A 13,214-nucleotide genomic window follows, 5' to 3' on the forward strand; every position below is an offset into this window, starting at 1 on the left:
AGTTTTTTTTTGCTTACGAAGGAATAATTAATTAAAGGTAATGCAAACCAAGGAATTATTTATTGTTATGGCGTTAGCTGGTGAGTAAATAAACTTATTAAGAAAAGGCGCTATCAAGGTTTAGCTCATGCCCATGAACATACTCAATATACGGACTAGATAAACGGTTCAGTAATCATTAACTCATATTCATCTTATACATTCCCGATGAAAAGTAGCCTATTATGGCCTATAGGAAAATCTATGAAAATAAAATCAATTCGTTCTGCCATGTTAGCAGCCGGACTGTCAATATTAGCAACGGCTTGTAGTCAAACAAGCATTGAAGACACAAGACTTAGAACTGAAATAGCACAAAAAATCATGATTGATTTGCGCTATTACTGTGAAGAGGAAACCAGTGAAGAGTATTGTCGAACCCCTCTAACTCAACTACCTGACTCCATAGCTAAGGTTATTAGTGACAGCAATATCGGTGGTATTATTTTGTTTGCTGATAACTTAGTCAGTACTGAGCAAACCATCAAACTCAATTTTGATTTGCAACAGGCGGCAGCAAGATCCGATTTTGGCTCCGCCTTGCTTATTTCTATTGATCAGGAGGGTGGACGGGTATTTAGAACTTCAAGAGCTGAAACAATCGCTTTTACCGGTAATATGTCTATCGGGGCAACTTATGCAAAACACGGCAGTTATTATGCACGTGAAACTGCACGGGTGATTGGTAGCGAGCTAAATGCACTTGGCATTAATGTAAATCATGCGCCAACGGTAGATGTAAATGCTAACCCAAATAACCCGGTAATTAATGTACGTTCATTTGGTGAAGACCCTGAAATTGTTGCCGAGTTGGGTCAAGTACAATTAATTGCATTTCAGCAACAAGGTATTATTGGTACGCTAAAGCATTTCCCAGGTCATGGTGACACAGCTACCGATAGTCATACTGGCTTGCCTCAGGTAAACCATGATATTGAAACTATCTACAGCATGGATATTGGCCCGTTTAAGCAAATTATAAAAAATCATGCTCCGGGTATGATCATGACCGCTCATATTCAATACCCAACATTAGATAGCAGTACCTTTATTTCAATCGATGGCAAAGAAATGATCAAGCCAGCGACTATGTCACGGGTAATACTTACTGACATTTTACGCGAGGAGCTAGCTTTTAAGGGCGTTGTTATTACCGACGCTATGGATATGGCTGGAATTAAGAACTTCTTTACTATGCATGATGCGGTTATAAATAGCTTTAAGGCTGGCGCTGATATAGCTTTGATGCCAATTAAAATTAGTACACCAAAAGATTTGAATAAATTATCAAACTTGATTGACTCAATTGTTATCGCGGTAAACTCGGGAGAGCTTAACCGTGCAGAAATATTTCATTCATTTGAGCGGATACAAAAATTAAAAAGTGACTACAAATTAGATCAGGCTTTTAGTAAAAAATTAGCAGAGGAAATCGCTAAGGCAAAAAATATTTTAGCGACGCCAGAGAATAAAAACATAGAAAGAAAACTTGCCGAAGATGCAATAACACTGGTCAGCCAAAAGCGTAAAATCTTACCGATAAATGCAGATGAACGTATTCATTTGATAATGCCAGATCAGGCAAAGTGTTTAGCTTTAGTTAGTGGCTTAAAGGCAGAGTTAGGCACGGGTAATTCAATTAGTTGTACCAGTATGCAAAGCTATAGTGTCATTGAGGCGCAAGAGGCAATAGCTAAAGCCGACGTAATACTTGGTGCACATATAGCCCCTCGTCAAAGTGCCGCTGAAATGGGAGGAATGGACGATTTAGTCGCGAATAAGGAATTGAGTAAAAAAGTTATTGGCCCAGAAGTTGTTTATAATTTGCTTGAGCAAGGGCAAAAGCTCAACAAAAAGGTTATTTTTGTTAGTTTAAGAACGCCTTATGAAATAGCAATATTTAGTCAAGTGGCCGATGTGTCATTAGCAACTTATGCCTACAATACCCATAAAAATCCAGAAACTGGCAATTTTGAAAGCCCGGCTTTAAATGCTTTAGCTAAAGTGATTACCGGTAAAGTTCTGGCTAAGGGCAGTCTACCGGTGACCGTTAAAGATTTGTAAAGTTGACTTGCTTAGCTATATTGCTTAGTTAACTTGATAAATATTGCCCCTTCAGTTTAAAACCAAGTTCATACTGAAGGGGTAGTGTTTTTGATATATATTTAAGTTAGCAGATGATGGCACATTACATGGTTCGCCTGAACCTGCTAATAACTTACTAGATTTCAAACTATCAGTACGTTTCTTTTATGACCAAATAAAAACATAATAAAATAAATTTTTAAACGACGCAGCCACAGGTAGTGCGTCGATTCACATCTATATAATCTGTCATGTACCTAATGACTTTAAAGAGAATCAAACAGCTTGTTACTGAGCTAGTCGCTAAAGGTATGAACTGGTTTAAGGGGAATATCATGAAAGTAGTAACAATGAATTAAGCATTTAAACCTAGCTGAACATAAATTCGGTAAAGGTAATATAACCGCAGAAGTGTTTCAGGGCGATAGAAGGGCAGAGCGAACAAAACATCAGGTAAAGTGTTAATTGCCACGGATATCACTGACCTTGCTCTCGACATGGAAAAACTACCTGTGGTAATCAACTTTAACTTAAAGCCCATCAGGATAGATGCATGGTACTGGTCGAATAGGCTGTGATGGTGAAGTAGACTTAGCAATATCGCTTATGAAGATTATCATCATTTCAAAGTGATAGAAAAGAAGAACAAGATAAGGCTTGAACGTAAGCAGGTATCAGGTTGCAGGCTTTGAAGTTGATGAAGAGATCACAGCAAAGCTGTTAAACGCAATTTATCCATGGCGGCACCTGAATGATCTGGAAAGAAAAAGGCTAACAAAAGCTTAAAAAGTAAAAGTCAGTGAATGGCTATATCGGGGTAGAGTACTCTAAACTAGAGTAAGTAGTTGCTAATCATGTAGCTTTTACTTTATCTACTTGATAGTAAGTTGATGAGGTATAGTGGAGTGAGTCAACACTATACCTCCTTGAGGTTTAGCGGATTTAAGAGCGGCCGGAATAGACGCTATGCTATGTACATAGCGTTGATTATGAATATAGTTACCGCTAGACTTTGAACTTCGATGTTGTTTCTTGTAATTGCGCTGAGTTATTATCAAGCATTAGAGCAACTTGACCAATCTCTTCAATCGAGATCTGTGTTGCACCAAAACTACCGTGCATTTGTTCTATATTATCAACAACAATTTTAGCAACACTTGATTGCTCTTCCGTCGCGGTTGCAATTTGACTGTTCATTGAACTAATATGGCCAATCTGAGCTTTAATTTTAGTTAATGATTTATCCACTTCTAGCGATATTTTTTCATTACTGTGTGCCTGCTTGCTTGCTAACTCCATAGTCGTCACCGATTTATCTGCTGCAGATATTAATTTATCTAATAACTCTCTTATTTCGGTGGTTGATAAGGCCGTTCGAGAGGCGAGGCTGCGCACTTCATCAGCAACCACAGCAAAACCTCGGCCTTGCTCACCAGCTCTTGCTGCTTCTATTGCCGCGTTTAAAGCAAGTAAGTTGGTTTGATCAGCAATACCATTGATTACATCAAGAATTTTGTTCATGTTTTGCGAATCTTTTGCCAACTGATCAATAACATGCGATGCATTATTTATCTCTTGTGCTAGCGCCGTAGAAACCGACAAAGATTTCTGAACATTTTCCATGCCTAAATTAACCTCAGACTCACCTTCATCTGCAGCTGATGCGGCTTCGGCTGCAGACTTAGCAATATCAGTAACACTAAATTGCATTTCAATCATCGACTGTTTCGTTATTTCGGCAACATCGGCTTGCTCTTGCACATTTTCATTTACATCCCGGACTTTATTCGTTAGCTGCTCAGCACATCGAGTCAGTGGTGGTACAGTATCAATTACCTCTTTGACAATACCTCTTAGAAATTGAGTAAAAGCATTAAAGTTTTTTGCAACACTGCCAAGTTCATCTTGACTAGCGACATTAATTTGATTGGTTAAGTCGCCGCCACCTAAGGCTAGTTTTTGTAAAGATGAATCAATAATAACAACAGATTGACTTACAGAACGAGCAATAATCACACTAAGAAAAGACATCACTAAGAGAAGTGAAATACCTAATAGTATGCTTAAATCTCTAGACTCATTGGCATTGGTAATCGTTTTTTTAATTAACGATTTAAATAAATTAGCGGCACTTTCTTTATCTTGCTTTAACAACGTTTCAACGTGTTCAAACAGATTGGTTTTTTCTTCAATTTTAGGCTTAGCCGATTGAAAATCTATTTCGTCATTAATAAAAGCCAAAGATATATTTTTACTTATGCTGTTGTATGCTTTACTTTCTTTTATCAAGTTATTAATCCCAGTAAAACTACTGTCCAGTGACTCTATGCGCTTATAATTAGCAATTAAACGGCCAAACATTTCTTCAGCTTGTTCAATCAAATCTTCATCACCAAAAGAAACGCTTTGAGTATAAACTTCATCAATACGTTGCCAACGAGTCACATTTTCACTGGTTAAGTTAACCAAATGTATGGTGGTGTTCTCTATAGTATTTAATAAGCGCTGATTGGTAGATATGGCATTTATATTAATAATTAAATTAACGACAAAGCTTAATATGGCAATAGCTAATATTGCCAAAATTTTATAAAAAATAGGTAACTTTTTAAAAATGCTCATACTGACCTCTAAGACTAAATAGACTACTACTCTCTACTATATTTGTTAATAAAAGGGCACTAAGGTCAAAATAACCTTAGTGGCTGACCTTTATAAAGTTGCTCGTTAGTAATTGAGGACAACTCTAACTTCATCGTTAACGTCACTACTGTTAACAAAACCAATGGCTTTAGGATCCTTTTTTATTGCCGCAATAATCTCTGCGGCAGTATCAAGTTCGGTTGCAGGTGTTCCTTTGCCAGTAAAGGCAAGCTTAGACCAATAAGACTTAAATTGGCTATTGGATTTTTTCAACGCTTTTTTGCGAAAGTATTCAGTATCGTCTTGGCTACTAGGCAAGGTATATACTTTTACTTTGCCACCATCAGAAAACGCTTTTGTTTTACCTAGGTATATTTTTTTAACCAATTTTGCATCAATATTATTGTTATTTGCAGAATTTACAATAACAGCAACCTCAGCAAATGCACTTTGGCTTAACACCAACATGGTGATGACTAACATTTTATAAGCATTCATCTCAATCTCCTTAAAAAACCAGATCTACGCCAAAAGAAAGTGATTTGCTGTCACCTGCTACGGCAAAATCATGGGAGTTGTCTTTTACATCATCGTATTGAATTTTAAATGCAGCCGCATCATGGAAGTCCCAACGAAGTCCTACTGAAGTCGTGTTATGGTTTTCACCATCAACAACACCATCACCTTTTTGTTTCATGCTTGAATAAACAATAAATGGAGTTAGGTTATTGATTCTATAACCAAAAGTAATCATGTTTGTATCTAAGTTACCATCAAATTCCAAATCTAAACGATTAATTTCACTTAAGATAAACCAATTATCAAAGTCCACATTAAAAGCGGCACCAAAGAATTTACCATCTCTGCTATCTTTACCGCCCCACATTACCTGCTCACCACCAATATCGCGTTCGTTAGTGTATTGCATATAAGTAAAACGTGTTTCAAACCAATCTTTGCTGAGGTTTATTACACCACCCATCATGTCCTTCCATATTTCTTTGGTCGTATCACCAAAAAAGAAATCCCCTAACAGTTTATTTTCTTTATCCTCTTCTTTACCTGCATAGAGATTAGTTGCCAACGACCAATCACCCAAATCGGTGTTATACATCAAATTAATACCGTTATAGTTAAATATTTGCCAGGTATAGTTATCAGCCGGAGCACGCATCCATACATAGGCGTAACCAACATCATAAAAATCAGAATAATAAAAAAGTGGTAAGCGCTTTCGCCCGGCTTGAACGGTCCAGTTTTCATTTATGTCATAAGAAAGGTAAGCCCATTCAAATTTAGGTGAGTAATCATCAACACCCCGACCAACAAGTTGAGCTATGGCAGTCAACCCATCGTTAAGATCGGCAGTTATCTGTAAACCAAATAAACTTTCAGGAGCCATATCCCACTCTTCACTATAAGCAGAGACAATGGGATAGTCAGCTAGAAACGTTGGTGGCACACCATAATGTTCTACACCCGTACCACTTAAAACTTTGCCAGCATTAATACTGGCAAAACCAGACAAATTAATTTCAGCCAGACTTAACATACTTATCAAGCATGAAGTAGCTGCCGCTAATTTGATAAATGAAATAAATTTCATGGCATTCTCTCTTAATATTTAAATGACTAAAGTTAACTTCATAACCCTATAAATAATCACGCTTTTAATAGAGTTATTATCAAGCGATGATTTCACGATATATGGGCTTGCAACGAAAGGGGATAAGTTTAATTTACCTTATCAGTTAAGTTGAGAAGTATAATAAAATCAAGGAAATGTATGAGGGGATAGTGTTTTTGATAAAATGTATATTTGTTATTTTATTTTTGCTTGGTGTAACTTAAGCCTTGGTCAGAATGTTACCTAGTGCTGTTTTGAGTTTGCTAATGAAACAAGCTAGGGCTAAGGTCCTTTTCTGATTTAACTAGACAATTTGTAATTCAGAAAAGTACTTTTGCTGACACTTAACAGGTGAAATTAGTGTGTTTAGGAGCGAGAAGCTGGCGATATAACGCCTTTTTTAACAATAGTTAATGTTTTTCATGCTGGATCATTGGCCACTTTGTCAGTACAAACCAAGATCCAGTTATGTTGTTCTTTGACTAAGGCGCTAATCTAGCGGTGCCAGCAACGCTCCTAAAATATCATCCGTTAAACTCAGCTTTTTATCACTCACTTCTTCCGATAACAACGCCTTGGCTAGCTCTGCCTTATTCTGCTGTATTTTCAGAATCTTTTCTTCAATTGAATTTTCAATAATATATTTGTAAACAAATACCGGTTTATCTTGGCCAATACGATAAGCTCTATCTGTGGCTTGGTTTTCTACCGCTGGATTCCACCAAGGGTCAAAATGGATAACCGTGTCGGCTGCGGTTAAGTTCAAACCCACACCACCTGCGCGCAAGCTAATTAAAAATACTGGCACGTCACCGCGTTGAAACTTATCAACTACCTCTTGTCGCTTAGTGGTGGCGCCGGTTAGTTTAACAAAACCAATATCCGCTGCCACCAACTCTTCCTCTATCAAAGCAAGCATGCTGGTAAACTGTGAAAAGATTAATATTCTACGGCCTTCATCAATTTGCTCAGGCAATGTTTCCATTAAATAATCGAGCTTAGCGGATTTGTTTACTTTTTTAGCCCCTTCAAGTGATAATAACTTAGGGTGATTACATACCTGTCTTAACTTTAATAACGCATCTAAAACTTCTATCTGACTACGTTTTAAGCCCTTCTCAGCAATAATATCCTTTAAGCGACTATCCATGGCTAAACGCACTGACTCATACAACTCAGCTTGTTTACCTTCAATACGCAGGGTTTGAATTATTATCGTTTTCGGCGGTAGCTCAGTGGCTATTTTGTCTTTGGTTCTACGTAAAATAAATGGTTTAATACGCTGATTTAATAACTGCTTACGCTCTTGATCACCATGTTTCTCTATAGGATTTCTAAATATTTTGGTAAATTGCCTTTGTCCGCCTAAAAATCCGGGCAGTAAAAAATTAAATTGTGCCCAGAATTCACCTAAATGATTCTCCATGGGTGTACCGGTTAAACACAATTTATGCTGCGCTCTGAGTGACTGAAACGCTTGGTATAATTTAGTTTTTGGATTTTTTATATAGTGAGCTTCATCAAGAATAAGGTAATAAAATTTATGCTGACAATAAAGATCTAAATCTTTAGTGAGCAGGGCATAACTGGTAATAATTAAATCAACGGGTTTTTTGACGCCTTCACTACCTTCAAGCCTTTGCAGGCAACCGAAGTGCTGATAACGTTTGGTACCGTGTAATACTTGATACGAAAGTTCAGGGGTAAATTTTTCAATTTCATTCGCCCAGTTAAAAATAACACTGGTGGGCGCAACAATTAACACCGGCTTAGTCAATCGGCCTTGCTGTTTTTCAATTAATAAGTGCGCCAAGGTTTGAATGGTTTTGCCTAAACCCATGTCATCAGCCAAAATACCGTTTAATTGATACTCGCGCAAAAACTGCAACCAGTTGAGTCCTTGATGCTGATAAGTTCTTAGGGTCGCGTTTAAACCTGTCGGCAGTGTCACCGCGGTTATTTTTTGAAAGTTTTTTAGCTTATCTGCCAGCTCTCTTAACCGACTTGCGCCTGCTGTTATCATTCCTTGGTCATCTAACATGGATAACGTTTGATGTCCTTGAAAGCGCGATAGCTCCATGGTGCCATCTTTATTTAAAGCGTTAGGCATAAAAAGTTCAATAAACTGCTTTAATATTGGCTGTACGCTTTGATAACGCAAGGCAACAAACTCACCATTGTCTAGGTCAACATAAATAGGCGTATCGGGAGAAATAAGCGGTTCTTTTTCGATAACTAAACCATCTTGATCTACATTTTCGTGAGCAACTTTTTCACCGTCAATCTTGTCGCGATCAACTTTGTCACGGTCCAAGAGGGCCGATCTAGGTAATTGTTCAATAGCACCGAGTAAAATAGGAAACGCGGGCATTTTTTTACCATCAATGGTTAAGTTTAACCCTAAAGAGAAAAAATCATGATCATCGGTTTCAATCACTTCGGCATCAAATATGCTATCGGTGGCGAGCGATTTAAAATAAAAAGCATCGGCAAAGCTAATATGCCAGCCTAAATCTTTAAGTAAGGGGATTTCTTGATCTAAAAACTGATGCCAAGCATAACGGCCTTGCAACATCATGGAAAACTTAGGCGTTTTATCGGCAAGTGAAGCGTCTTTATTCAAATACTCGGCATTAATAAAAGCGTAACGCTTAGGTATAGGCACAAGGCTAAATTTTAAGCGGGTCAATTTATCAATAACTGCTTGCTCAAAGGCTAAATCTCGATAAATTTTCCCTTCGTTTGATGCCTCAATTGAAGCCTCGCTTGAGATCTCACTCGAACTGTCGTTTTCACCCTCACTATCATTTTCACTATCAGTTAACCTTTTGGGTGTGATGGTAACACTCTCATTATGCGGATTAACTAAATTACCTTGATAGGAAAAATTAACCCTCACATTACCCGTTTGTGGGTTTTTTTCTAGTGGCGTAGAAAAGTATAAATGCACTTCTGGCTTGGTTAGGTCTTGTGAAAACTGTGTTTTGGGTTTAGGTAAGCGTTGCACCGCATCACCCAACGACATAGACAGCTTATTCATTACCCAGGGTAATCTATCTTCTTCAAAAATGGGGGAGTTAAGTAAGTCAGCTTCAAAGTCGCAGCGAGTATTGGTATTAATTTGCCCAAAGCAATTTTTTTCTTCATCATAAAAACAAAGCGGTTGTGCTTTAATAATTTGAATACTGCTTGATGGCTCATTAAAAACCAACTTTAAAGTATGTAAATTATTATCCAGTGCTAGCCACTGCCACTCTGCTTCTATGGGCTCACTTAAGGTAATGGCTTGATCTAAGTTGAATTTTGCATCCCAAAAACAGCGATTTGTTTTTATAATCTGTGCAAATAAATCAAAATACTTAATGTCATCACCAAATTGGTTAGTACGCATAACCTCGGTAATAACCGCGACATCCTCGTTAGTCGCATAGGCACTATTAATTAACGAACTGGTAGAATATTCACTGCCAAGGGAGCTACTCCAGCCGCCACTTTTTTTGGCGCGTGTTGATTTAATCGCTAAAGTATAATAATCGTCTTCGTTAAAACCGTTGGGTTTTAAAAAGTACAATAACGATTTTTGCTGAGGATTGGGTTGATATCTACTGGGCTGAGCTTGAAAGTGGCTAAGCCATCTATCAATAACTCTTTCAGGTGTGGCAATACTGTTTCTATCAAAGTGTTCATGAATAAAACACTGCGCCAAGGCGGCACCATGTTTACAGTCACGGCCAACATAACAATCACAATAACTGGCAATACCATCATGCTTAATATTTAACACTAAACGCGTTAAGTAAGTCGACTGATTAGAGCGCTCACTAAAAACGACACCACGAATTATTTCACCATCAAGGGCACAGGTTTTAATACCATCAGCCTGATAAATTCTAGTGCCTTTTTTCCACTCATTTTTAGTGAAGTGTTGTTCAAGTAATTCAGGGGTAAAAATGTTTTTGGCCATAAGTTCTTAATTATTAAGCGTTCAAATAGGTTACATAGGGTGACTAGCTTAGATAGCTTAGACAGTAATCTGCTCTCAAGAGAATGATAACTCTCAATTACCCTAATAATAGCTAAGGATACAATAGGAGATAATGTTAATAGCAAGTCAGGTTTTATTTTAGTTGAATAATACCATAAAGGCTTATTTTTCATAAGGTGAACCGCAATATTTTGTTTGTTAGTAATACATTAATGTTAAATAACTACGTTTGAGATTGATTGTTGCTTACAATGGTAAAAAAAAATCATGTAGTTAGGTTTTAATGTCATATCTTATTTCGGTTACCCTATTGTGGGCTTTTTCATTTAGTTTAATTGGTGTGTATTTAGCTGGGCAGGTTGATGCTTGGTTCTCGGTATTAATGCGTGTTGGTTTGGCTATGTTAGTATTTTTACCTTTTTTACGACTAAATGAAATTACCTGGCAAACCGCCGTTAAACTAATGGGCATAGGTGCAATCCAATTAGGCTTAATGTACGTTTTTTATTATCAGTCATTCTTGTATTTGTCTGTGCCTGAAGTTTTACTATTTACGGTGATGACCCCTATTTATATCACCTTATTAAATGATGCTTTTGAGCGAAAATTTCACCTCAATTTTATGTTAACCGCATTACTGGCAACCTCGGGTGCTATTGCCATTCGTTTTAACACCATAGACGCTAACTTTATTATGGGTTTGGTCTTAGTGCAATCGGCTAATTTATGTTTTGCTACCGGGCAGGTCTGTTATAAACAGTTAATGGCTGCTCAGCAGCTAAAACAGTCTATCAATCAAAAAGCAATATTTGCTTGGTTTTTCATCGGTGCGTTTTGTGTGGCTGTCATTTGTTATTTAATTTTTGGTAATGCCAATAAGCTACCGACAACTGAGTTGCAATGGGGCGTATTAGTTTATTTGGGCATTATCGCCTCAGGAGTTGGTTTTTTTGCTTGGAATAAAGGGGCTACTTTGGTTAATGTCGGTGCACTGGCTATTATGAATAACTTGCTCATCCCTGCTGGTATTATCGTTAATTTAGTGATTTGGAATCGTGATGCAGATATTGCGCGATTAGTCTTTGGCGGCTCACTCATTGTCCTGTCGTTAGTACTGAACCAATGGTTAGAGAAGCGCAGAAACGCGTATAAAGCCAGTGAATAAATAGCTGAAGCCTTTAAAGCATGCTTGGCGATATCCAACAACAATCGTTTACCATGTTATTAGTGCATTGTATGAATTAAACCTATAAAGTTAGTCACTTAGTGTTCATTGAAGTATCTCTAATGAATTTATTTATGGCTTCTGCTGCAGAAAAAACTAAATTACGCGCTAAAATGGACAAATATGAGGGGAAAGTTAGCCACATGTATCTTGACTCAAAGGGCTTGGTTACTGTTGGTGTTGGACATCTACTAAAAGATCTAGCTAGTGCGCAAAAATTGAACTTTAAAAAAATCAATAACATGCCTGCCTCTAAGAGTAAATTAAAGCCGATTATGATGCTGTAAAGAAACAATCAAAGAACAGAATAGCTAGTTTTTATAAAAAACATGTGGTGCTCAAGTTATTGGATGCAGATATGAATGCGCTAACTAACAAGCACATTGATAGTTTTGAAAGTGAGCTTAAAAGAATATTTACTGATTTTTCAACGTATCCAACTGAAGTTAAACTTGCTCTATTTGACATTGTTTTCAATGTTGGCATGACTGACTTAAATAACAAATGGCCAAGCTTTAAGACAGCTATTAAGGCTAAAGATTGGGCTAAAGCCGCCAAAGAATCGAATAGAAAGACACCTGTTTCAGCAGAAAGAAATAAGTATGTTAAAGATCTACTTGAAAAATCAGCAGCAAATACAACCTCTCCAGCCAAACCATAGGACTCAAGAATATTATGTATTTCAAACCATTATTAATAGCTAGTGCTATGTTTTTCCTAGTAACCGCGCAAGGGTGTGTAACAAATGCAACCCCAGAATCCAAAGTAAGTATTCCTGTAAGCTGGAATACAGGCTTTACCTTATCCGAACTTTTAGCATCGTCTATCGAGTTAACTACTATTGAAGATCTTGAACGATTAATTGCTGCGCCTTGGTACGCCGACATTACAATGATCCATACCAAAGCAGGAGATTCCACTTTTAACTCTTGTCAAAATTATTTTGAGAAAGCAATTGAAACAACACGTACCGCTAAAGAAAATGAAATGGGTCCATACCTAGAGTTTAAGGTTATGTGCGAAGCCGCTAGTCTGCTCTTATCAGCTAAAGACGCTACATCGAGTTATTTACCTGAGCTAGTACTAAGTAATGATTTGCCTAACCTGTTGCCAAAGTCGGTTGCACTGCAAACATCGCTAGAAGAGTCTAAGCGAAATGCTAACAACGCCGCATTAAGCCATTGGGCAGATATTACGCCACTTACTAAGTATGAATCACAATCGGCCACTAAATCTACCTATTATCATGACGGCGGATACCAAGAGCTTGAAATCATAGGTCGCGGAGACACAAACAATGATCTCATCGAAGATGTGATTGTTGTGGTACATGATTATTTAGATGGTGGTAATTACATGAATATCAGGCTGTTAGTATTATCGGTAGATAAACAAAATAATTGGCAGCTAATAAAAGAGTTGTAATGTAACTTTCTACAATTATTGTACGGCAAGTAACACTGTTATATCAGCCATTAAAAAAGTAATAGTTCGCAATGTGGCCGGTTGAAATAAATACAAAAATTGAGGCGAGTGGTGAGTATTTAATTTTACTCTGACGCTATTTATTAACAGCACAGTATCAGTATTTTTATATCTAAGGGCTTCAA

9 protein-coding genes are annotated in these 13,214 nt (G+C 37.3%); 5 read left to right on the forward strand and 4 right to left on the reverse strand.

Annotated features, from left to right (window positions below; genetic code table 11):
• Positions 1-243 precede the first annotated feature (243 nt).
• Complete coding sequence (locus HRT55_RS02100; RefSeq protein ID WP_291618435.1) at positions 244-2,103, forward strand: glycoside hydrolase family 3 protein; 1,860 nt, start codon at positions 244-246, stop codon at positions 2,101-2,103.
• A gap of 1,026 nt (positions 2,104-3,129) precedes the next feature.
• Here HRT55_RS02100 and HRT55_RS02105 read toward each other — a convergent pair.
• The 4 genes from HRT55_RS02105 to HRT55_RS02120 form a co-directional block, all read right to left on the reverse strand.
• Complete coding sequence (locus HRT55_RS02105; RefSeq protein ID WP_291618436.1) at positions 3,130-4,746, reverse strand: methyl-accepting chemotaxis protein; 1,617 nt, start codon at positions 4,744-4,746, stop codon at positions 3,130-3,132.
• A gap of 105 nt (positions 4,747-4,851) precedes the next feature.
• The gene (locus tag HRT55_RS02110) at positions 4,852-5,265 is read right to left on the reverse strand and encodes a phosphate ABC transporter substrate-binding protein (protein WP_291618438.1); all 414 of its coding nucleotides are present in this window, start codon (positions 5,263-5,265) and stop codon (positions 4,852-4,854) included.
• Positions 5,266-5,275: 10 nt separating this feature from the next.
• Complete coding sequence (locus HRT55_RS02115; protein WP_367240894.1) at positions 5,276-6,373, reverse strand: porin; 1,098 nt, start codon at positions 6,371-6,373, stop codon at positions 5,276-5,278.
• Positions 6,374-6,884: 511 nt separating this feature from the next.
• A complete protein-coding gene (locus HRT55_RS02120; RefSeq protein WP_291618440.1) occupies positions 6,885-10,358 on the reverse strand; it encodes a DEAD/DEAH box helicase in 3,474 nt (1,157 codons plus the stop codon).
• A 304-nt stretch (positions 10,359-10,662) separates the two neighbouring features.
• On the opposite strand from HRT55_RS02120, the gene HRT55_RS02125 reads away from it, so the two are divergent.
• The 4 genes from HRT55_RS02125 (at position 10,663) to HRT55_RS02140 (ending at position 13,029) form a co-directional block, all read left to right on the forward strand.
• Positions 10,663-11,544 carry an EamA family transporter gene (locus HRT55_RS02125; protein WP_291618442.1) on the forward strand — a complete coding sequence of 294 codons (882 nt, stop codon included), beginning with the start codon at positions 10,663-10,665 and terminating at the stop codon, positions 11,542-11,544.
• 122 nt (positions 11,545-11,666) lie between these two features.
• Positions 11,667-11,891: a hypothetical protein gene (locus tag HRT55_RS02130; RefSeq protein WP_291618443.1), complete on the forward strand. Its 225-nt coding sequence runs from the start codon at positions 11,667-11,669 to the stop codon at positions 11,889-11,891.
• Positions 11,892-11,962: 71 nt separating this feature from the next.
• The gene (locus HRT55_RS02135; protein WP_291618445.1) at positions 11,963-12,265 is read left to right on the forward strand and encodes a hypothetical protein; all 303 of its coding nucleotides are present in this window, start codon (positions 11,963-11,965) and stop codon (positions 12,263-12,265) included.
• 14 nt (positions 12,266-12,279) lie between these two features.
• Positions 12,280-13,029 carry a hypothetical protein gene (locus tag HRT55_RS02140; RefSeq protein WP_291618448.1) on the forward strand — a complete coding sequence of 250 codons (750 nt, stop codon included), beginning with the start codon at positions 12,280-12,282 and terminating at the stop codon, positions 13,027-13,029.
• Positions 13,030-13,214 lie beyond the last annotated feature (185 nt).

This window comes from Colwellia sp. (assembly GCF_013214175.1).
In the GTDB taxonomy this organism is placed as follows: domain Bacteria; phylum Pseudomonadota; class Gammaproteobacteria; order Enterobacterales; family Alteromonadaceae; genus Colwellia.

Excerpts from the sequence above, each read along its gene's own strand:
- HRT55_RS02135 (WP_291618445.1), top strand. The coding sequence starts at position 11,963 with ATGAATGCGCTAACTAACAAGCACATTGATAGTTTTGAAAGTGAGCTT.
- HRT55_RS02140 (WP_291618448.1), top strand. The coding sequence starts at position 12,280 with ATGTATTTCAAACCATTATTAATAGCTAGTGCTATGTTTTTCCTAGTA.
- HRT55_RS02115 (WP_367240894.1), bottom strand. The coding sequence starts at position 6,373 with ATGAAATTTATTTCATTTATCAAATTAGCGGCAGCTACTTCATGCTTG.
- HRT55_RS02100 (WP_291618435.1), top strand. The coding sequence starts at position 244 with ATGAAAATAAAATCAATTCGTTCTGCCATGTTAGCAGCCGGACTGTCA.
- HRT55_RS02130 (WP_291618443.1), top strand. The coding sequence starts at position 11,667 with ATGAATTTATTTATGGCTTCTGCTGCAGAAAAAACTAAATTACGCGCT.
- HRT55_RS02125 (WP_291618442.1), top strand. The coding sequence starts at position 10,663 with ATGTCATATCTTATTTCGGTTACCCTATTGTGGGCTTTTTCATTTAGT.
- HRT55_RS02120 (WP_291618440.1), bottom strand. The coding sequence starts at position 10,358 with ATGGCCAAAAACATTTTTACCCCTGAATTACTTGAACAACACTTCACT.
- HRT55_RS02105 (WP_291618436.1), bottom strand. The coding sequence starts at position 4,746 with ATGAGCATTTTTAAAAAGTTACCTATTTTTTATAAAATTTTGGCAATA.
- HRT55_RS02110 (WP_291618438.1), bottom strand. The coding sequence starts at position 5,265 with ATGAATGCTTATAAAATGTTAGTCATCACCATGTTGGTGTTAAGCCAA.